General features: G+C 68.0%; 20 protein-coding genes. 7 read left to right on the top strand and 13 right to left on the bottom strand.

Annotated features, from left to right (window positions below; translation table 11 throughout):
- Positions 1–157: 157 nt before the first annotated feature.
- Genes FHR66_RS13865 through FHR66_RS13875 form a run of 3 tightly spaced genes read left to right on the top strand, consistent with a single transcriptional unit; the run spans position 158 to position 3,927 of the window.
- Positions 158–1,969 (top strand): sensor histidine kinase, encoded by a 1,812-nt coding sequence (locus FHR66_RS13865; protein ID WP_160966789.1) that lies wholly within the window; start codon positions 158–160, stop codon positions 1,967–1,969.
- Complete coding sequence (locus FHR66_RS13870; protein WP_010343137.1) at positions 1,966–2,406, top strand: response regulator; 441 nt, start codon at positions 1,966–1,968, stop codon at positions 2,404–2,406. The genes FHR66_RS13865 and FHR66_RS13870 overlap by 4 nt, the downstream gene beginning before the upstream one ends.
- A 6-nt stretch (positions 2,407–2,412) precedes the next feature.
- A complete protein-coding gene (locus FHR66_RS13875) occupies positions 2,413–3,927 on the top strand; it encodes an ATP-binding response regulator (RefSeq protein ID WP_160966791.1) in 1,515 nt (504 codons plus the stop codon).
- A 334-nt stretch (positions 3,928–4,261) separates the two neighbouring features.
- On the opposite strand, the gene FHR66_RS13880 is transcribed toward FHR66_RS13875, so the two are convergent.
- The 12 genes from FHR66_RS13880 to FHR66_RS21115 form a co-directional block, all read right to left on the bottom strand.
- Positions 4,262–5,101 (bottom strand): 20S proteasome subunit A/B, encoded by an 840-nt coding sequence (locus tag FHR66_RS13880; RefSeq protein ID WP_160966793.1) that lies wholly within the window; start codon positions 5,099–5,101, stop codon positions 4,262–4,264.
- Between the two features lie 115 nt (positions 5,102–5,216).
- Positions 5,217–6,362 carry a methyl-accepting chemotaxis protein gene (locus tag FHR66_RS13885; RefSeq protein ID WP_160966795.1) on the bottom strand — a complete coding sequence of 382 codons (1,146 nt, stop codon included), beginning with the start codon at positions 6,360–6,362 and terminating at the stop codon, positions 5,217–5,219.
- 19 nt (positions 6,363–6,381) lie between these two features.
- Positions 6,382–6,759, bottom strand: a complete 378-nt coding sequence (locus FHR66_RS13890; RefSeq protein WP_160966797.1) for a response regulator — start codon at positions 6,757–6,759, stop codon at positions 6,382–6,384.
- Between the two features lie 19 nt (positions 6,760–6,778).
- On the bottom strand, positions 6,779–7,015 hold the full coding sequence (locus FHR66_RS13895; RefSeq protein WP_160966798.1) for a hypothetical protein: 237 nt from the start codon (positions 7,013–7,015) through the stop codon (positions 6,779–6,781).
- A complete protein-coding gene (locus FHR66_RS13900; RefSeq protein ID WP_160966799.1) occupies positions 7,015–9,690 on the bottom strand; it encodes a chemotaxis protein CheW in 2,676 nt (891 codons plus the stop codon). The genes FHR66_RS13895 and FHR66_RS13900 overlap by 1 nt, the downstream gene beginning before the upstream one ends.
- A complete protein-coding gene (locus tag FHR66_RS13905) occupies positions 9,687–10,058 on the bottom strand; it encodes a response regulator (RefSeq protein ID WP_160966800.1) in 372 nt (123 codons plus the stop codon). Before FHR66_RS13905 ends, FHR66_RS13900 begins: the two co-directional genes overlap by 4 nt.
- Positions 10,055–10,894 (bottom strand): CheR family methyltransferase, encoded by an 840-nt coding sequence (locus FHR66_RS13910; RefSeq protein WP_160966801.1) that lies wholly within the window; start codon positions 10,892–10,894, stop codon positions 10,055–10,057. Before FHR66_RS13910 ends, FHR66_RS13905 begins: the two co-directional genes overlap by 4 nt.
- A gap of 1 nt (position 10,895) precedes the next feature.
- A complete protein-coding gene (locus FHR66_RS13915) occupies positions 10,896–11,504 on the bottom strand; it encodes a HEAT repeat domain-containing protein (RefSeq protein WP_160966802.1) in 609 nt (202 codons plus the stop codon).
- Between the two features lie 13 nt (positions 11,505–11,517).
- Complete coding sequence (gene cheB, locus FHR66_RS13920) at positions 11,518–12,564, bottom strand: chemotaxis-specific protein-glutamate methyltransferase CheB (RefSeq protein ID WP_160966803.1); 1,047 nt, start codon at positions 12,562–12,564, stop codon at positions 11,518–11,520.
- The gene (locus tag FHR66_RS13925; protein WP_202394654.1) at positions 12,561–14,087 is read right to left on the bottom strand and encodes a chemotaxis protein CheW; all 1,527 of its coding nucleotides are present in this window, start codon (positions 14,085–14,087) and stop codon (positions 12,561–12,563) included. The genes cheB and FHR66_RS13925 overlap by 4 nt, the downstream gene beginning before the upstream one ends.
- 59 nt (positions 14,088–14,146) lie before the next feature.
- Positions 14,147–16,048: a methyl-accepting chemotaxis protein gene (locus tag FHR66_RS13930; protein ID WP_202394655.1), complete on the bottom strand. Its 1,902-nt coding sequence runs from the start codon at positions 16,046–16,048 to the stop codon at positions 14,147–14,149.
- A gap of 127 nt (positions 16,049–16,175) precedes the next feature.
- Positions 16,176–16,298, bottom strand: coding sequence for a hypothetical protein (locus FHR66_RS21115; protein ID WP_456361763.1), 123 nt, complete (start codon positions 16,296–16,298; stop codon positions 16,176–16,178).
- A 492-nt stretch (positions 16,299–16,790) separates the two neighbouring features.
- Here FHR66_RS21115 and folK point away from each other — a divergent pair, with 492 nt between their 5' ends.
- Positions 16,791–17,279, top strand: a complete 489-nt coding sequence (folK, locus tag FHR66_RS13935) for a 2-amino-4-hydroxy-6-hydroxymethyldihydropteridine diphosphokinase (protein ID WP_160966806.1) — start codon at positions 16,791–16,793, stop codon at positions 17,277–17,279.
- 152 nt (positions 17,280–17,431) lie between these two features.
- Here the strand turns inward: folK and FHR66_RS13940 are convergent, their stop codons facing one another.
- Entirely contained in the window at positions 17,432–18,166 is a 735-nt protein-coding gene (locus tag FHR66_RS13940) for a pteridine reductase (protein WP_160966807.1), read from the bottom strand.
- Between the two features lie 54 nt (positions 18,167–18,220).
- On the opposite strand from FHR66_RS13940, the gene FHR66_RS13945 reads away from it, so the two are divergent.
- The 3 genes from FHR66_RS13945 (at position 18,221) to FHR66_RS13955 (ending at position 20,675) form a co-directional block, all read left to right on the top strand.
- Complete coding sequence (locus tag FHR66_RS13945) at positions 18,221–19,405, top strand: class I SAM-dependent methyltransferase (RefSeq protein ID WP_160966809.1); 1,185 nt, start codon at positions 18,221–18,223, stop codon at positions 19,403–19,405.
- Positions 19,405–19,806: a VanZ family protein gene (locus tag FHR66_RS13950; RefSeq protein WP_160966811.1), complete on the top strand. Its 402-nt coding sequence runs from the start codon at positions 19,405–19,407 to the stop codon at positions 19,804–19,806. The genes FHR66_RS13945 and FHR66_RS13950 overlap by 1 nt, the downstream gene beginning before the upstream one ends.
- A gap of 155 nt (positions 19,807–19,961) precedes the next feature.
- The gene (locus tag FHR66_RS13955) at positions 19,962–20,675 is read left to right on the top strand and encodes an expansin EXLX1 family cellulose-binding protein (RefSeq protein WP_160966813.1); all 714 of its coding nucleotides are present in this window, start codon (positions 19,962–19,964) and stop codon (positions 20,673–20,675) included.
- Positions 20,676–20,737 lie beyond the last annotated feature (62 nt).

Below are 20,737 nucleotides of genomic sequence, written 5' to 3' on the forward strand. Positions count from 1 at the left end.
GCCGGTACCGCCGTGCGTGCTGGCTGGGATCGCGTCCACGCCGCTGGCGCGATCGGGGTATCGCGCGCTCGCTGAACAATTTATCTGCTGCCGGGGAAGATGGGCGACAATGCGCGCCCGCGATGGCCGCAGCCGTTCCTTCTTCTGACGCACCGCTATGCAGACCATCGCCAAACACGATGCTTGGGACCGCTGGCGCCTGCCGCTGCTGGCCCTGGCCGTCGTCCTGATCGTCATCCTGCCCTCGCTGCTGCTGCGGCAAATGAATGCCAGCACCCTGCGCGCTGCCGACTGGGTCGGCCACAGCCAGGAGGTGACCGCCACGCTGAACGCGATGGAAGCGGACATGCGCGACATGGAGTCGGCGGCGATGGCGATGTCGCATGGCGTGCAGTCGCCGATCCTGACCGCGCGCTTCAAGGAGGCGCGCGCGTCGTTGCAGCCGACCATGGCCCACCTGGCCGAACTGACCCGCGACAATCCCGACCAGCAGATCCGCATCGGCCGCCTGCAGAGCACGCTGGAACGGCGCGCCCTGCTGGCCGAGCGCATCGCCCAGGCGCGCGATCCGGAGCGGATCCGCGCGCTGATCCAGGACATGACCGCCGACAATCCGGTGCGCGGCCTGATCGCCGAGCTGCAGCGGCGCGAGGACGAACTGCTGAGCGAGCGCACCGCCGACGCCGAGCAGCGTCGGATGCTCGCCTCGATGATGAGCTGGACCTCGCTGGTGGTGCAGCTCCTGCTGCTGGGCCTGGTGATCTGGCTGCTGCAACGGCAGATCGGCCGGCGCCTGGACGCCGAGCGCCACATGCTGCGCGCCAACGGCCGCGCCGCGGCGGTGCTGCAGACCGTGCGCGAGCCGATCGTGCTCCTGGACAATGGGCAGCGGATGCTGATGCACAACACCGCCTTCGCCGAACTGTACGGCATGGACCTGGCGGATCCGCCGAAGCTGCTCGCCGACGTCGGCGACGGCGTCTGGCAAGATCCGGTGATCGTGCAGCGATTGGCCGACGTGCTGTTGCGCGGACGCGAATTGTGGGATTTCGAGCACGAACAAGTCGGCGCCGACGGCGTACCAAGGACCATGCTGCTGAATGCGCGGCGCATGCCGCTGCCGGACAGCGAGGACGAAGTGGTCTTGATGACGGTCAGCGACATCACCCTGCAGAAAACCGCGCAGCAGCGCATCCAGGAGCTGAACCGGCAGCTGGAGGGCAAGGTCGAGCAGGTGTCGGAAGTCAACCGCGAACTGGAGGCGTTCAGCTACTCGGTCTCGCACGACCTGCGCGCGCCGTTGCGCCACGTCGCCGGCTTCGCCGACAAGCTGGCCCGCCACCTGGGCGACGGCGCCGACGAGAAGAGCCGGCACTACCTGGAGGTGATCGGCACTTCGGCGCGGCGCATGGCCTCGCTGATCGACGACCTGCTGGTGTACTCGCGCCTGGGCCGCAGCGCGCTGCGCCTGCAGGCGGTGGACATGCAGTCGCTGGTGGCGGAGACGCGCTCGGTGCTCGACGCCAACTACCAGTCCGACCACGGCGACAGCGGCCACCGCATCGAGTGGACCATCGCGCCGTTGCCGATCCTGGTCGCCGACGAGAACATGATGCGGCAGCTGTGGCTGAACCTGCTCGGCAATGCGGTCAAGTACAGCGCCAAGCGCGAGGTCGCGCAGATCCAGGTCGACTATCAGGTGCAGCCGGACGGCAGCCATCACTTCAGCGTGCGCGATAATGGCGCCGGCTTCGACATGACCTACGCGGCCAAGCTGTTCGGCGTGTTCCAGCGCCTGCACAAGGCCAGCGAGTATTCCGGTACCGGCATTGGCCTGGCCAGCGTGCGTCGCGTGCTGACCCGCCATGGCGGCCATATCTGGGCCGAGTCCGCCCCCGAACAGGGCGCCACCTTCCATTTCGTCCTGCCTCCGGCGCCCGAAGCGCCCACTACCGAGTTCATCGCATGACCGCCATCCGCACCATCCTGCTTGCCGAAGACAGTCCCGCCGACGCCGAAATGGCGGTGGATGCGTTGCGCGACGCGCGCCTGGCCAATCCCATCGTGCACGTCGAGGACGGCGTGGAGGCGATGGACTACCTGCTGCGCCGCGGCGCCTACGCCGACCGCGAGGAAGGCCTGCCGGCGGTGCTGCTGCTGGACATCAAGATGCCGCGCATGGATGGCCTGGAAGTGCTCAAGCTGGTGCGCAGCGAGGAGTCGCTCAAGCGCTTGCCGGTGGTGATCCTGTCGTCCTCGCGCGAGGAAAGCGACCTGGCCCGCAGTTGGGACCTGGGCGTGAATGCGTATGTGGTCAAGCCGGTGGACGTGGACCAGTTCTTCACCGCTGTGAAGACCCTGGGGACCTTCTGGGCGCTGATCAACCAGGCGCCGGACAAAGAGTAAGCGCGCATGCCCACCACCGGCCCCAGGCTTGGCCCGATCCGGATCCTCATGGTGGAGGATTCGCCGGAGGATGCCGAGCTGCTGTCCGATCAGCTGCTGGAGGCCGGCCTGGAGGCGGTGTTCCGCCGCGTGGAAAGCGAGCCGGCGCTGCGCGAGGCGCTCGGCGAGTTCGCCCCGGACATCGTGCTGTCGGACCTGAGCATGCCCGGTTTCTCCGGGCACGAGGCGCTGCGGGTGGTGCGCGAGGACGGCAACGCGGTGCCCTTCATCTTCGTCTCCGGCACCATCGGCGAGGAGACCGCGGTGGAGGCGCTGCGCGACGGCGCCAACGACTACATCATCAAGCACAACCCCACGCGTCTGCCGTCGGCGGTGGCGCGCGCGATCCGCGAGGCCCGCACCGAACGCGAGCGGCAGCGGGTGGAGCGCGAACTGATGCGCGCGCAGCGGCTCGAGAGCCTGGCCCTGCTCGCCGCCGGTCTCAGTCACGACCTGCGCAACATCCTGCAGCCGCTGCTGATCGTGCCGGAACTGATCGTCGGGCGCAGCGACGATCCGCAATTGCGGCACCTGGCCGACGTCATCGCCGAGTGCGGCCGGCGCGGCCATGAGATGGCCGAGTCGATGCTGTCGTTCGTGCGCGGCTCGCGCACGCCCAGCGAGCCGGTGCGCCTGGCCGAGCTGTTCCAGGCGGTGCAGATGCTGCTCAAGAGCAGCCTGCCGGAGCGGGTGACGCTGAAGGTGGATGTGGCCGATCCGACACTGTCGATCGAGGCCAACTACACCGAGCTGCAGCAGTGCCTGCTCAACCTCGGCCTCAACGCGATCCAGGCGATGCCCGACGGCGGCCAGCTGAGCTTGTCGGCGACGCCGGCGATCGGCGCCGACGGCAGCGAGCAGGTGCGCATCCTGGTCCGCGACAGCGGCATCGGCATGGACGCGGAGACTCAGGCGCGGCTGTTCAGCCCGTTCTTCACCACCAAGCCGGACGGCACCGGCCTGGGCCTGATCTCGTGCAAGCGCATCGTCGAGAGCTACGGCGGCCAGATCGGCGTGGACAGCACGCCGGGCGAGGGCACCTGCTTCGAAATGCTGATGCCGCTGCGCGCGACGGCGCCATCGGCCGAACCGGAGTTGTCGTTGCCGATGGGCAAGGGCCAGCGCGTGCTGCTGGTCGACGGCGAGGCCACGCGGCTGTCGCTGCTCGGCAATGCGCTGTCCAGCCAGGGCTATCGTCCGCAATTGGCGTCCGACGGCGCCGCCGCGCTGCGCGACGTCGAGGAGCATGGCCTGCCGGATCTGATGATCGTCGACAGCGACATCATCCTGCTGTCGGCGGTGCGCCTGCTGCTGGCGCTGCAGGACCTGGGCTACCAGGGCCCGGCGATCGTGCTTGAGGACACCGGCACCCACCTGGAACGCGACCACTTCCCCACCGACATCGCCGTGCACGTCCTACGCAAGCCGCTGGAAATGCAGCGCGTGTTCCGTGCGGTGGCGCATGCCCTTGAAAGCGGTTGAGGAGCTGGGATTGGGGATGCGGGAATGGGGAATGGGAAAGGCAACAGCAACTGTGGCCCGCTGTTGCTGAGAAATCGGGAATAGGAAGGCAACAGCAAGCGGCCGTCGCCTCGGTGGCCATTGCGCTTCCCGCGCAAGGGCTAGGATGTCGGGGCTCGAGTCCCGATTTTCTCATTGCCTATTCATGGCCGAGACGTTGGGACCGCGAGCCGAAAGGCAGCCGCCGTGCATTGCAACTTGCAATGACATGAGCGCCGGCATACTCCGTACATCGGAACGGAGGCGTCGCGCTCCGCTTACGATTCCCCAATCCCGATTCCCGACTCCCGGCCTTTCACTGCTGCGCCGACTGGTCTTCCGGGTCGCGGCGGGCCGGGGCGCGGCGCGGGGGCAGGGGCGGCAGGGTGTCGCGGGCGGTGTCGTCGTGGTCGGCGGCCAGCGCCGGTTCCCAGGGGAAGCGCGGCAGGGTGCGCACGGCGTTTTCCAGCTTGCGCGACCAGGTGTCGTGGATCTCGGCGTACAGCGGGGTGTCGGCTTCCAGGCGCATGCGCTCGGTGACACGCAGGTCGTTGCGGCGGATCAGCGCCACATCGATCGGCATGCCCACCGACAGGTTGGAACGGATCGTCGAGTCCAGCGACACCAGCGCAGTGCGCGCGGCGTCCTCCAACTGCATTTCCGAGCGGATGATGCGGTCCAGGATCGGCTTGCCGTACTTGGATTCGCCGATCTGCAGATACGGCGTCTCCGGCGAGGTGGCGATGGCGTTGCCGAGCGGATAGATCATGTACAGCCCGGGCCGTTCGCCGGCGATCTGCCCGCCCAGGATCAGCGTCGACTGCACGTTGACGCCGCTGTTCTGCGACTGCTCGGAGAGCTTGATCTGGCTTGACGCCAGCACTTCGCCGACGTACTCGGCGACCTCGAACAGATGCCGGAAGGTGCGCAGGCTGCGCGGCGCGTCGGGATCGTCGGCGTCGCGCTGCAGGCGCGAGAGGGTCAGTTGCGTGGTCGCCAGGTTGCCGGCCGACATCAGGGCGAACACCGCCTGGCCCGGATACTCGAACACGTGCAGCTTGCGGTGCACGCGGACGTCGTCCAGCGAGGCGTTGGTACGCGTGTCAGCGGCGAAGACCAGGCCTTCGTCCACTTCGATGCCGACGCAATATGTCATGGCGCTGCCAAAAACCAGGTACGTCCCGATTCTATGCGGGGTGGCTCTGACTTGGCTACCGTTGCTGGCGGCAACCGGGCGGCCCGGAGCGGGCTGAGGGCGCCCTGTACATCCATCAGAACAGCTCGATGCGTTGCACCCCGGCCTGGCCGTAGCGCGCGTGGTGGCCGTCCTGGCTGAGGTACTGCGCGACCAGGGCGCTGGGGTCGCCGACGTCGCCGCTGCTGCGCTGCTGCAGCACCGTCTGGATGCGCTCCAGCCGCTGCCGGACCACATCCTGGTACTGGATGTCGCCCAGCAGATCGACGATGCCGTTGGCCAGCTCCTGGTTGTGCGTTGTGGCGTTGGCGGTCAGGGTGTTGTGGAACGACCGCAGGTCGACATAGCTGGCCCGCAGTTCCGCGACGGTGCTCGCCAGCTTGCAGGCGTTGCGCAGCGGCACGCTTTCCTTCAGTTGGCTTTCCAGGGCGAAGCTGTCCATCGCCAGGCGTTGTGCCTGCTCGATGTTCTTCTGCACCAACTGCGCCGCGTTGGCCGAGCGGTTGGCGAGGTTGCGGACCTCCTCGGCGACGACCGCGAAGCCGCGCCCGGCTTCGCCGGCCCGGGCCGCCTCGATCGACGCGTTGAGCGCGAGCAGGTTGGTCTGCGCACTGATTTCGCGCACCAGTTTGACCAGATCGCCGAGCGCGCCGATCTCGTCCACCAGCCGATGCACATTGGCGTACTCGTTGGACAGCATTTGCGGCAGCGCCAGAAGAAACTCGCCGGTTTCCTCGATCAGCTTGGTGCTGGCGACGATATCGTCCTGCAGGCTCACGTTGTTGTGCGCCGAGTTGTGCAGGTATTGCAGCAGTTCATCGGAATGCTTGCGCAGCGACTCCAGCTTGCGAAGGATGTTCAAGGCCGAATGCTCGGTTTCCTGGATCACGTCCTGCAGGCGCTCGTGCATCGCCACATCCAGTTTCGCCCCGGCCTCGGCGTCGACGCGCTGGTTGTGCGCCAACACGCGGCCTTGCGACGCGCTCGCTTTCAGTTCGCGCCAGCCTGCGAAGGGCAGCCGGAACAGCCACAGCGCCAGTACGGCGGCGCCGAGCACGGCGATGCTGGCGGCGAGCGTGGCCTGCAGCAGCGGACGGCCGCTGGCATGGCCGAGCAGGAGCCAGCAGCCAAGCCATTGCCAGGGCACCAGCACGGCGAGGCCGCACAGCAGGTGCCGTCGGAAGCGCGCCAGCGGATCGGGAGAGGAAGCGGGAGCTAGCATGGGAGAAGCGTCCTTTCGGCTATGCGCCGGGCAGCACCTGTTTGATCACCTGCAGAAGCTCGGTGGGGGCGACCGGCTTGACCAGCCAGCCGGTCGCGCCCAGGGTCTTGGCTTCGTCACGCCGAGTCTGCTGGCTTTCCGTGCTAAGTACCAGCAGCGGCGTGAAGCGCAAGCCAGGCAGTTGGCGTGCCTGGCGGATCAGTTCCAGGCCGTCCATGTTGGGCATGTTGATATCGGTGATGATCAGGTCCGGGCGCGGCCCGCTGCGCAGGCGCTTGAGCGCCTGCACGCCGTCGCTGGCGGTCTCCACGGTCAATCCGCCGGAGAGCTCTAGGCTGCTGCGCAGGCTCATGAGCATCGTGGCTGAATCGTCGACAAGGAGGATGGATTTGGACATTGGGTGGGGGTTCCTTGAATCAGGGATGGAGGGCGGAATGCAGCCATTGCCGCAATTGGGAGTCCTTGGGCCAGGCGGACACGCCGGCCTGCGTCGCCATCAACGCCTGCAGCACCGCGGTATGCAGGTGTTCGCAGTCGGCGCAATTGAGCTTGGCATTGCGGTTGGCCTGTAGCCACGCCAGCAGCGTTTCGGCGTCTTCCACGCTGACCACGCCGGCCAGGGTGGCGGAGCGCTTGCGATACGCGATGGGCATCAGAGCAGCTCCTTGGGATTGAGGACCATCAGCACCGAGCCGTCGCCGAGCAGGGCCGAGCCGGCGTAGCCGCCGAGTCCGGCAAGCACGCCGCTCATCGGCTTGAGGAGGATGTCGGTGGTGGCGCGGAAGTCGTCGACGAGGATGCCGACGTTTTCGCCTTCCACGCGCACCACCAGGGTGGCCAGCGCGTCATCGGCGTTCGGGCGTGGCGGCGCGTCCAGCGCCAGCAGGTCGTTGAGGGCCACCAACGGCACGATGCGGTCGCGCAGCGTGGCGGTGCGCTGTTGCTTGATGGTGCGCACCGACGACTGCGGCACGCGCACGGTCTCCACGACCTGGTCCATGGGGATACCGAAGATCTGTCCGGCGGTCTCGATCACCATCACGTTGCTGACCGCCATCGACAGCGGCAGCGTCAGGCGCAGGCGCGTGCCCTTGCCCGGGGTGCTGTCCAGGCCGATGCTGCCGTTGACCTTCTCGATCGCCGAGCGGACCGCGTCCATGCCCACGCCGCGGCCCGACAGGTCGGACACCGTCTCGGCGGTGGAAAAGCCCGGTGTGAAGATCAGCCGTTGCGCGTCCACGTCGCTGAGGTTGTCCAGCGCCGCTTCGCTGATCAGGCCCTTGGCATACGCCTTGCGCTTGATGACGTGCGGGTCGATGCCGCGGCCGTCGTCGCTGATCTCGATGAGCACGCGGTCGGCTTCCTGCTGGGCGCGGATCAACAGGCGCCCGACCGCCGGCTTGCCGGCGGCGCGACGCTGCTCGGGCGTTTCCAGTCCATGATCGAGGCTGTTGCGCAGGATGTGGATCAACGGATCGGCCAGCGCTTCGACGATGTTCTTGTCGGCCTCGGTGTCTTCGCCCTCGATCACCAGTTCCACCTCCTTGCCCAGCTTGCGCGAGATGTCGCGCACCAGGCGCGGAAAGCGCTGGAAGATGAACGACAGCGGCAGCATGCGCACCTGCATGATCGCGTCCTGCAACTCCTCGGCGATCCGGTTGATGACCGCGTACTGCGCCTTGATCTCGCGGCCGAGTTCGCGCACGCGGTAGTGCTCCTCGGCACGCGATGCCAGGTAGGGCAGCCCGTTCTTGGCGACCACGATCTCGCCGATCAGGTCCATCAGCCGATCGATGCGGGCCTGGTCGACTTTCAGGATGCGCGAGCCCTGGCCGCCTTCTTCGCTGCGCCGTGCGCCGGCGTCGGCACCCGATGATGGCGCCGTTGGCGCGGCGATCGTATCGGCGGGTTGCGTCGTCGTTGCAGGCAGCGCGGGCGTCGCGTCGCGGGTGACGACGGGCGTTGCGTCCACAGCGGGTGGCGTGTCGGGTTGCGTCGCCGCGGCGGCTGTGGGCAACTGCCGGGCATGGCGCTCCAGCCAGTCCAGCAGCGGTTGTGCCGAGTGGCTGACCAGGCTCATGTCCAGGGCATCGGTCAGCGCCGGCTGCAGTGCGGTCTGGCCGCTGGCGGCGCAGCAGGCCGACAGCGTCGCGCCGACGCCGAGCAGACTGCCCGGCGACAGCGGATCGGCCTGGCCCAGGATCTGGCGTTGCGCCTGGATCAGGTTGCGCAAGGCGACCTGCTGCGCGGGCGACAGGGCGACGGCAGCGGCAGCGCTCTGCGCGACCGTATCGTCTTGCTGCAGCACCCGCCGCAACAGCGCCACATCGGGCACGGCGCAGTCCAGCAGCAGGTCCAGCCAGCGCAACGCCGAGGCGCTGCACGAGGTTTCCGGGCACTGCTCCAGGCGTGCCTGCACGTGCTGGCGCAACGCGGACAGGTCGCCGCCCTCCAGCACCGCCAGCGCGTCCTGCTGGAATGCCGCATCGTCGGCCCAGGCGCCAGGCTGTCCCTGCGCCACGACCAGCGCCGCTGCCGGCACCGGGTGCCGCACGACTTGCTCGGTGACATAGCGGAACAGGTGGTCCAACGCCTCGGCGCTGGCGCTGCTGAGCGCTTGGAACACCACCTGGCAGCGATAGATGTCCAGTTCGGTCGGCGGCGCCCAGGGCGCCAGCGGCTGCACGCGCGTCCAGTGCGTGTCCGGGATCTGCCGCATCAGGTGCAGCGGATCCTCGCCCTTGAAGAAGCAATCCGGTTCGGGCTGGTACACCACCCAGTGCAGCGTCGCGCCGGCGCCGGCCTCGCGGAACAGCTGCATGCGCAGCGTTTCGGGCATCTGCTGCAGTTCGGCCTGAAGCTGCGTATCGACGCTCGGCTCGGTGTCCTGTGCGCCCTGCACGTGTGGCGCGTCGTGCGCCGTCGTCACCCGGGCGTGGGCGGTGTCGGTGTCCATCAGGGCCCGCAGTCCCGCCGCCAGCTGCCGGGTGGCCGCGGACTCGGCGATGCGTTCGGCGCCCTCTTCGAGCAGGTCCAGTTGCGCCGCGACCTCGTCCATCGCCTCGAGCAGCGTATCGGCGAGGTCGCGCGAGTAGGCCACGCGCCCGTGGCGCACCGCATCCATCAGATCCTCGGCCGCGTGCAGCAGCCAGGTCATGCCGGGCAGTTCGAACAGGCCGCTGTTGCCCTTGAGGGTATGCACCATGCGGAACAGTTCGTTCATCAGGGCGTCGTCGTCCGGCGCCAGCTCCATCTCGATCAGATGATGGCCGATCGATTGCAGCAGGTCGCGCGACTCGGCGATGAACTGGGCGAGCAGGGGATTCACGCGGCGATCTCCCCGAGCAGCAGGCCGGCATAGATCAGCAGTTCTTCCGGCTTGGCCGGCTTGACCAGATAGAAGTTGGCGCCCGCGGCGTAGGCCTTGCGCTCGTCGATCGGATCGGACTCGGTGGAGATCATCAGCGCCGGCGCCTGCGGAATCGGTTGGTCGCGCAGTTCGCGCAGGAAGCCGTAGCCGTCGAGCTTGGGCATGTTGACGTCGACCAGGTAGAGGTCGTAGGGCGCACACAAGGCCTTCTCCAGCGCCTCGATGCCGTTGATCGCTTCTTCCACGCCGTGCCCGGCGCTTTCCAGAATGCTGCGGTGATACAGCCGCACGGTCGCGGCGTCGTCGATGATCAGGATGCGTTTCACCGGTCCTCCAAGGGCTTCTGGTAGACGATCGCTTCGGGGAACTTGCGAACGCGGAACAAGGACGAGATGCGGCTCATCGACTCCGAATGCCCCAGGCAGACGAAGCCGCCCGGCACCAGCGCCTCGTAGAAGGTCTCCGCGGCCCGGCGTCGCGACAGGTCGTCGAAATAGATCAGCAGGTTGCGGCAGAACACCACGTCGAAGCTGTCGTGGCCGCGCACGTCGTCCGCATCCATCAGGTTGACGCGGGTGAAGCGGACCGCATCGCGCACGTCGTCGCAGAGCTGGAAGCCGTCGGCCTGTTTCTCGAAATACCGCTGCAGGACGCTGGGGGGCAGATGCTGGATGGAGCGTGCGCTGAACAGGCCCTGCTGCGCCTGGCGCAGGATCGCGGTGTCGATGTCCGATGCGATGATTTCCACGTCCCAGTCGTTGATGCGGTTCCAGTACTCGAGCAGGTACAGCGCGATGGAGTAGGGCTCCTCGCCGGACGAGGACGGCAGCGACCAGATCCGGATCGGCTTGCGATCGGTCTTGCGCGCGACGATCTCCTCCATCAGCGACCGGACCAGGCAGCGGAACTGATACTCCTCGCGAAAGAAGTACGTTTCGTTGACCGTCATCAGGTTGGTCAGCGTCTGCAGCTCCTGCCCGGAGGCTTCGAAGCGCAGGGTCACGAAATAGTTGCGGAAATCGCCGCTGTCGGTGTCGCGGATACGGTCCAGCAGGCGCTTGTCGACGAAGTAGCGCTTGCTGTCGTCGAAGCGGATGCCGGTCTTGCGGTAGAAGAATTCGCGGAACTTGTGGAAGTCCGCGTCGCTCAGCGACATGCTCATGTCACGGGGCTTCCAGGCGTTGCAGGGCGAGGTCGGCCGCGAAGCGGATGAACGGGTCGTCCGGAAAGCGTTGCTTCAGCCGCTGCAGCGGCCCGCGCGCACGCGCGCTGCCGACTTCGCCGAGCAGGTCGACCGCGGTGGCGCAGACGTTGCTGTGCGCGTCCTGCTCGATGACCTGCAGCAGCCACCCCTCGATCTCCGGATGGCGCAAGGATTCGAGGATGTTCACCGCGAAGATGCGCACGTCCGAATCGGGGTCGGTCAGCAATTGGCTCATCAGCGGCGCCACTTCCTCCGGCAACTGCTGCATCGCCGCGATGGCTTCGTTGCGCAGCGCGGCGTCTTCGCTGCGCAGGCAGTCCACCAGACCCTGCAGCGCAACCGAATCGCGCAGGTGTGCCAGCGTCAGCAGGATCGCTTCGCGTACGCTGGGGCTGCTCTCGTTCTGCAACTGCGCGACCAGCGCTGCGGCGGCATCGGGGTGCGCCTGCAATTCACGGGCGGCAGTACGGCGCTGTGCTGCCGAGTCGGCAGCGAGTTGCGCCAGCAGGTCGGCGTAGTCGGTTCCGCTGTCGGTGGGGAGGGCGGCGCGGGAAGGAATCAGCGGCATCGGGGGAATCCTGTTAGTGAAGCCATTCGACGAGTTGCTTGGCGATCCGGTTGGCCGGCAGCACCCGATCGGCGCCGCCTTGCTGGATCAGCCGTTCCGGCATCCCGAACACGACGGCCGACTCCTCCGATTCGGCGACCGTGAGCCCGCCGCCGCGATGGATCTCGGCGAACGCCTCGGCGCCGTCGTGGCCCATGCCGGTGAGCATCACCGCGACCAATTCGCGCGCCGGGTAGTGCTGCAGGGCTGAGCGCGCGAGCAGTTCCACCGATGGATGCCACAGGTGCTGCGGATGCGCCGGCTGCGGCAGGGCCACGCGCTGGTCGCGGCGCTTGCTCACCACTACATCGCCACCGCCGCGGGCGATATAGACGTTGCCGGGCACCAGCGGCATCGGTTCGGCCACTTCGTGTACCTGCAGTGCGCAGATGCGATCCAGGCGTTGCGCGAACAGGCCAGTGAACGCCGCCGGCATGTGCTGTGCGATCAGCACCGGCCAGGGGAAGTCCGCCGGCAGCAGCGGCAGGATGTCTTCCAGCGTGCGCGGCCCGCCGGTGGACACCCCGATCAGCACCAGGCCGCCTTCGCGCCGCGGTGCGGCGGCCGGCTTGGGCACCGGCATCGCCGCTTTCGGCTTGGGCGCCGGCGTGGCGCGCGCTGTCCGCGGCCGCGCGCGCGCGGCCTGCTTGACCTTGCTCAGCAGTTCTTCTTCGATCCGCTCCAGGTGCAGCGAAATGGTGCCGTCCGGCTTGGCGACGCAGTCCACCGCACCCAGCGCGAATGCCTCGAAGGTGGCCAGCGCGCTTTTCACCGTCAACGAGGAGAGCATCACCACCGGCGTGGGGCGCTCGGCCATCACCAGCGACAGGGCGGTAAGTCCGTCCATTTCCGGCATGTTGATGTCCAGGGTCACCACGTCCGGCAGGAACGCACGGTTTTCCTCGACCGCTTCCCTGCCGTTGCGCGCCAGGCGGATCTCGAAGCCGCCGGCCTGCTCGAACAGGGTGGACAACTTGCGCCGCATCAGCGCCGAGTCGTCGACGATGAGCAGCTTGATCACGCCGCCTCGCTCAGGTGTTCCAGCGCTTGCAGGTCGCTGTGCGGCAGCAGCCGCTCCGGCTCGATCAGCAGGATCAGGCGGCGCTGCTTCTCCAGGTTGGCGACGCGGGTGATCAGGTTGGCCTGCTCCTCGCTCAGCTGCGGCGCCGGTTCGATCGCCTGGCGCGGCAGCTTCAGCACTTCGGTGACGGCATCGACGATGAAGCCGGTGCGCACGCCGCCGAGCAGGAACACCATGATCCGCTGCCGGTCGTCACGGTCCACGCGGGCCAGGCCCAGCCGCCGGCGCTGGTCGATCACCGGCAGCACGGCGCCGCGCAGGTTGATCACGCCTTCGACGAAGGCCGGCGTCCGCGGAACCCGGGTCAGTTCCGCCGGCACGCGCACGATCTCCTGCACGCTGGCGATCGGCACGGCGAACTCTTCCGCGTCCAGGTGGAACACCACCACCTGCTCTTCGTCGTCGATCTCCTCGTCGAGCAGTTCGTCGGCGGCGTCGTTCTGGCGGGAAAGATCCATGTGCAGGGCTTCCTTTATCTTCGAGTGGTCGAACAACTTGCTCGCTTCGATGATCGACACCAGGCGCTGTCCCTGGTCCAGGCGACAGATCTGGCTGATCTCGGCCATGTCGCCGCCGCGCGCCAGCAGCGCCGGGACCTGGTCCACCGCGCTCCGGTGCACGCGCAGGACTTCCTTGACGCTGTCCATCACCACGCCGACGGACAGGTGCCCGCTGTTGATCACCACGATGCGGCTGCGTTCGTTGACGCCCTGCCTGGGCAGGCCGAACAGGCTGCGCAGCGACACCAGTGGCAGCAGCCGCTGGCGCAGCGTCATCACGCCAAGCACGTGCTGCTGCGAGTGCGGGACCTGGACCAGGTGTTCCGGGACCTGCACGATTTCCTGCACCTGCTCGATGCCGATGGCGTATTCCTGCCCGGCGACCTCGAAGCTGACCAACTGCAGTTGATCGTTGCTGGCGTCGTCTTCCTCGTCGCGCGCGTCCTCGACGAAGCCGGCGCTGCCGGCATGCCGGACCAGCGCGCCGATGGTGCCGAACTGGCTGGCGATCAGGCGGGCGAAATCCAGCACCATCACCATCTGGTGCCCGCCCACGTCCTTGAGCAGGCCCGACAGCAGCTCGCTGTTGACGGTGGCGCTGATCTCGCCGATGTCCTGGATGGAATCCGGCTGCACCTCCACCACGCTGGCGACGCGGTCGACCACGAAGCCCAGCGGCTGCCCCAGGTCGATCACCACCGCGCGCGAGCTGTCGTCCGCCGGGCGTTCGGGCAGACCGAACACGCGCGCCAGGCTGATGATCGGCAGCACCCGGCCGCGCAGGTTGGCCAGGCCGTCCAGCGCCGGCGGCGCCAGCGGCACGCGGACCATGTCCGGGACGCGGATGATTTCCTGCACCGGCGCCATGTCCACCGCGAAGACCTCGCTGCCGACCAGGAAGGTGACGAACAGGCGCCCGCTGGACGTGCCGGCGCCCTCGGCGTCCGACGCGTCGTCGTCCATTCGCGCAGCCGCGGCGGCTTGCGAAGAAGGATCGTTGCTCATAAGACCCTCGCTGGCGCTCACGCGCTTTGCAGTTCGTCGGCCAGCGAGGAAATCTCCTCGATGGCGGCGGCCAGTTCTTCGGTGCCTTGCGACTGCTGCTGGGCGGCGGCGGCGGACTCGCTGGCGGCTTTTTCGGCCTGCTGCGCCGCCGCCGAGATCTGGGTCATGCCGGTCCGCACCTGGGAGATCGCGGTGGCGATGTCGTTGGCGCTGGCCAGCACCTCGGCGATGCCGGCTTCCGCGGCGGTGATGTCGGTCTCGATCTGGATCAGGTTGGCGGTGCTGACCTTGGCCTTTTCGGCTTCGTTGAAGGTGGTGGTGACGATCTCGTTGAGGTCGCGGCCGACCACGCCGATCTGGTCCTGCACCGCCTTCACCAGGTCCTTGATGCGGTCGGCGTTCTCGGCCGAATCGTGGGCCAGGTTGCGGATGTCGGTGGCCACGACCACGAAGCCCTTGCCGAACTCGCCGGCACGTGCGGCTTCGATCGCACCGTTGACCGCCAGCATGTTGGTCTGGATCGAGACGGTGGTGATGGCGTCGACGATCTTGTCGATGCGCCGCGACACCAGCTCCAGTTCGGTGATCTGGCGGATGCTGATGCGGGTGGCTTCGGCCGACTGGCCGATGCCGGCGATGAGCGTATCGACCGCGCTCTTGTTGACCGCCATCAGCGCCTTGATCGCGATCACGCGCTCGTTGCTGGTCTGCGCGCGGTTCTGCGCGATCGTCAGACCGCTTTCGATCTGCGCGACCGCCGTGGCCGCTTCTTCGACGCTGGCCGCCTGCACCTGCGCACCGCGGCGGATCTGGTCGATCGCGGTCAGGATCTGCGCGCTGGAACGGTTGATCTCCTGCACCGCCGAGGACAGCTCTTCTGCGGCCGAGGCCACTTCCTCGGCGCTCTTGGCCACATCGGTGGAACTCTTCAGGTCCTCGGACAGTTCCGACAGCGCCTGCGTGGTCTGCTCGCACTCGCTCAGGGCACGCGACTGTTCGGCCACGGTCTTGGCCGATTCCTCGGCCGCCGCCGACTGCTCCTCGGCCGCCGCGGCGATGTTCTCCGACCCCTTCAGCGCCTGCTGGGTGGCGCTGGCGGACTGCTGCGCGCCATTGGCGATCTCGGTGGCGCCGGCGGCGACCTCGATGGCGTCCTTGCGGATCTGCTCGAGCTGTTCGGTGATCGTGCGGCCCTTGGCCACTTCGCTTTCGATGGAGGTCGCGGAGGTGTTGATGCCCTCGGCCACCACCTTCACTTCCTGCTGGATCTGTCCGACCAGGTCCTGGATCTGCTTGGCGCTCTTCTCCGAGGTCTCGGCCAGCGTGCGCACCTCGTCGGCGACCACGGCAAAGCCCTTGCCATGCTTGCCGGCACGGGCCGCCTCGATCGCGGCGTTGAGCGCCAGCAGGTTGGTCTGGTCGGCGATGCGTACCACCGCCTTGACGATGTCGCCGATGTTGGCGGCCTGCTGCTCCAGTTCCTGCACCCGCTGCACCGAGGCGGCCTGGCGTTGCGCGACGAAGCCGACGTTGGCGACCAGACTGATGATGTCGGTGTTGGCGCGTGCCACCAGCGCCTGCGTGGATTCCACCCGCGCCTGGCTCAGGTCCGCGTTGTGGCGCTGGCGGGCGATGGCGTCGTCCATCAGCTTGAAGGCGGCCAATGATTCCTGCGCGCCGCTGCTCGCCTCTTCCGCGCCGGCGGCGATCTGATCGGAGGCCCGCTTCAGTTCTTCGGCCGCCGCGGCGGCCTCGTTGATTCCCGAGGCCAGTTGCGTCGTCGCCGCGGCGATGCGCTCGGCGGCCTGCTGCTGCTTGGCCAGGGTGCGGGCGCGCTTGCGTTGCGCTTCGGCATCGCGGGTGGTGGTCGCACGCGGGCCGTCGGACGCCCTGGTGGCTTGCTTCTGGGAATGTTTCACGAGTGCCATTACGGGTCCTTGGGAGGATGGAGGTGTTTGATTTGAATGAACAAGTTGCCGACTGACTGCATTTATGAACAAATCTGAAACACTAGTGAAGTAAAGCCAATTTGTTTACAAAATGAGGTCAATTTTTGACGAACTCTTCACGTATCGGCGGGTAAGCAGAGACCTTTAGGGCTGTTGTGAGCAAGGTGTGATGGGCTGCCAGGGTGTCGTTTTGCGATAGCACGCTGGTCTGGTTGGGCATGAGCCGAGGTCGGTGATGCGACCTGCAGCGCGTGGGTATCGGCCCCGCGCGGTTACGCCATGGCATGGTCGCGGGCTGTCCCGTGGGGTCATTCGCTGCAGCAGAAGACAGGCCCGCCCTGCGCGACCTGCGTTGGAGCCGCGACGGGCGATGAGGATTCCGCTCGGCATCGAGGCCGGGCCATCCGTTCCGGCGTGACGCGCGGTCGCGCGCTGAACTCTCGGGCGTGTTGTCGCGTGGTCACAGGCGCGAGCGTCGGTGCTGGCGCCGGGAACGGTCGATCCGGGGTGACGTTCTCTAGGGTGAGACGACGGGCGTGTCGTCTTTACCGTCCGAAGGCCTGCGCTTCGCATGCATCGTCATGTTCGCAGCGCGCATCCGATGAATCTTCTATCGCGCGCAACGGGCGAAGCAGTCGGCAGCGACCCGGCGCAGTGGTGGCGAGCGCATTTGCCGGTTGACGCTCGCGGCCGCGGCATGCGCGAATAGTGCATGACCATTGTGCTTCTGAGCCTGGGCAGCAACCTGCGCCCGCATCACCACCTGGCCGCGGCGATCGCGGCGCTGCGCCGGCAGTTCGGCGCGATCGTCGTGTCGCCGACCTATCGCACCGCAGCGGTCGGTTTCGATGGGCCGGCGTTCCTCAACAACGCAGTGGCACTGCAGACCCATTGGGAGCTGGCGCCGCTGGATGCCTGGCTGCACGCGTTGGAGGATGCGCACGGCCGCGACCGCAGCGGCCCGCGCTTCAGCGACCGCACCCTGGACATCGACGTGGTGTTCTACGGCGATCGCATCGTCGAAGGGCCCGGCCACCTGCGCATCCCCCGCCCCGAGCTGCGCCACGCCTTCGTGCTCAAGCCGCTGGCCGACATCGCCGCGGACTTCGTCGACCCGGTCAGCGGCCAACGCCTTGGTGCGCTGTGGCAGGCGCATGCGGAGCATGGCAAGGCGTTCGAGGTGGTGGAGTTGGTTGAGTAGTGGGGATTGGGGATTCGGGATTGGGGATTCGCAAAAGCGGATACCCGATGCGCTCTCGCCGTTGCTGCTGCCTGAAGCGAATCCCGAATCCCTACATCCCGAATCCCTGCTTCACAGCGAATCCCCAATCCCGACTCCCCAATCCCGGCTCGTCACGTCAGCCCGCGCCCCCCATCCAGCCGCAAGGTCTGTCCGGTGACGAAGCTGGCGTCGTCGAGCAGCCAACGCACGGCCTCGGCGATTTCCTCGACCTGGCCGGTGCGCGCCAGCGGGGTGCGTGCCAGCAGTGCCTGTTGCGCGGCGGCGTCCTTGCCGGCGTCGGGCCACAGGATCGCGCCGGGGGCGATGGCGTTGACCCGCACCTGCGGTGCCAGTTCCAGTGCCAGCGAGCGGGTCAGCATCGCCAGGGCGGCCTTGGCCGCGCTGTACAGCGGATGCGCGCGCAGCGGCTGTTCGGCGTGCAGGTCGGTGAGGTTGACGATCGCGCCGCCATGCTGGCGCAGCTGCGGGGCCGCGGCCTGCGCCAGGAACAGCGGGGCGCGCGCGTTGACCGCGAACAGGTCGTCCCACTGCGCTGGCGTGGCGTCATGCAATGGCGTGGGATAGAAGTTGGAGGCGTTGTTGACCAGCGCATCGAGCCGGCCAAAGCGTGCCACGCATTGCGTCACCAGCTCGGGCAGGCGTGCGGTGTCGCGCAGATCGGCCTGCAGGGTCAATGTGCTGCCGGCGCGCACGGTTTCCAGTTCCTGCGCCAGTGCGTGCAGCTCGGCCTGCGAGGTGTGCGCATGCAAGGCGACGTCGTAGCCGGCCGCATGCAGGCACCGGGCAATGCCGGCGCCGATGCGCCGCGCGCTGCCGGTGATCAGGGCGACTTTGGTCTGGGTCATGTACGGGTTCCATGCTCGGCTATGCTGTGCATTGTCCACGCAATCCGGCACCGCATGCCCACCGACCTTCCTTTGCCCGATGCCACCGCATTGGCCCACAGCGAGCGCCTGGCCGCGCATGTGCGCGCCGAGATCGCCGCCGCCGGCGGGGCCATTCCCTTCTCGCGTTTCATGGAGCTGGCGCTGTACGCGCCCGGCCTCGGCTACTACAGCGCCGGCAGCAGCAAGTTCGGCGAAGAGGGCGATTTCGTCACGGCGCCGGAACTGGGGCCGCTGTTCGCCGCGACCGTGTCCAATGCATTGGCGCCTGTGCTGCAACAACTGGGGCCGCAGGCACGCATGCTGGAGGTGGGCGGCGGCAGCGGCGCCTTCGCCGAGGTCATGCTCAAGCGCCTGCTGGCGCTGGATGCGTTGCCCGAGCGCTACGCGATCCTGGAACCCAGTGCTGACCTGCGCGAACGCCAGCGCGAGCGCCTGGCGCGCACGCTGATCCCGCCGGTGTTCGACCTGGTGGAGTGGCTGGACCGGCCGTTCGACGACGACTGGAACGGCGTGCTGTTCGCCAACGAGGTGATCGATGCCTTGCCGACGCCGCGCTTCGCGCTGCGCGACGGCGAAGTGTTCGAGGAGACCGTGACCCTGGACGGCGAGGGCCGCTTCCGCCGCGGCGAACAGCCGGCCGACCCGCTGCTGGCGGCGGCGGTGCGGCACATCGAGCGCTATCTGCAGGTGCCGTTCGCCGACGGCTACCGCTCCGAGCTGCTGCCGCAGTTGCCGTACTGGATCCAGGCGGTGGCCGGCGGCCTGCGCAGCGGCGCGATGCTGTTCGTGGACTACGGCTATCCGCGCCGCGAGTTCTATCTGCCCGAGCGCGACGACGGCACCTTGCGCGCGTTTTACCGGCACCGCACGCACGCCGACCCGTACCGCTGGCCGGGCCTGCAGGACCTGACCGCGTCGGTGGACTTCACCGCGCTGGCCGAGGCCGGCACCGGGGCCGGCTTCGATCTGGCCGGTTACTGCAACCAGGCCAGCTTCCTGCTCGGCAACGGCCTGGACGCGCTGCTGGCCGAGGCCGAGGCGCGCGGCGACGAAGCCGCGCAACTGCGTCTGCGCCAGCAGGTGAAGCGGCTGACCCTGCCCAGCGAGATGGGCGAGCGCTTCCAGGTGATGGGCTTCGAGCGCGACGTGTCGCTGGCACCGGCGTTCCTGTCCGGCGACCTGACCTGGCGGCTTTGATGGCGGCGGTGCGCGCCTTCCGTTGGCCCTGGTTGTGGCTGGGCCTGTGGTGGCTGGGCATCGCGGTGCTGATCTACGTGTGCATGATGCCGCACCCGCCGCAATTGTCGGACCTGCCCGACAGCGACAAGGCCGAGCACTTCATCGCCTACCTGCTGCTGGCCGCCGCGGCGGTGCAGGTCTATGCCGGGCCACGCGCCTGGGCCTGGGCTGCGCTGGGTCTGCTGGCGCTGGGCGTGGGCATCGAGTTCGCGCAGGGCGCCTGGACCACCACGCGCTCGGCCGATCCGCTGGATGCGCTGGCCGATGCCTTGGGCGTGGCCGCCGGCATGGCCACCGCGGCCACGCCGTGGCGCGATCTGCTGTGGCGGCTGGAGCGCGGCAGCCTGCGCCGTCGCTGACCGAGGTCGCCGCGCGGTCTACGGCGTCGGCCAAGTTGTGGAATTCCCGGCCGCGCGCAAGGCGCGGCAGGCGCGCGGCAGCCTAGAGTGCCGGCGCCGGGCAGACTGCCCGGTCGCCGCGCGGCGACTCCGCGCGCCTGTGCAGGAGAACACGCATGCAAGCACGCCACTCCCCCCGTGCCGCGCGCGGCGCCGGCCTGTTCGCCGCGCTGTGCCTGGCCGCCAGCGCCACCCCCGCCAGCGCGGCCTGGAACGATGTCTGCAGCGGCACCGCCACCTACACCAGCTCCGGCTATTCCGGCGGCGCCCTGCTGCTGGATCCCATCGATCCCACCGCGCCGATCACCGCGTTGAATCCGACGCAGCTCAACTACGGCGGAATCCAGGCGGCGCTGGCCGGCGCCTACCTGCAGGTGCAGGGACCGCGGGGTACGGTCACCGTCTACGTCACCGACCTGTATCCGGAAGGCGCCGACTGCGGGCTGGATCTGTCGCCCAATGCCTTCGCCGCGATCGGCGACACCAGCGCCGGGCGCATCCCGATCCGCTGGCAGGTGGTGGCCGCGCCGGTCAGCGGCAACGTGGTGTACCGGATCAAGGAGGGCAGCTCGCAATACTGGGCGGCGATCCAGGTGCGCAACCACCGCTATCCGGTGGTGAAGTTCGAATACAAGAAGAACGGCGACTGGATCAGCCTGCCCAAGACCGCGTACAACCATTTCGTCGGCGAGCAGATGGGCGCGCAACTGCTGGAAATCCGCCTCACCGACATCCGCGGCCAGGTGGTCACCGATACGCTCGCCGCGCTGCCCAGCCAGGGCGACAAGGACGTGTACTTCGCCGACGGGCACGTGCAGTTTCCGCGCTGAAGCACGGTCGCGCATGCGCTATCGGTAGACGCGCGCCTGCGTCGCGGAGATGGCTCCGCGGT

The sequence above is a fragment of the Xanthomonas sp. F4 genome (genome assembly GCF_011761895.1).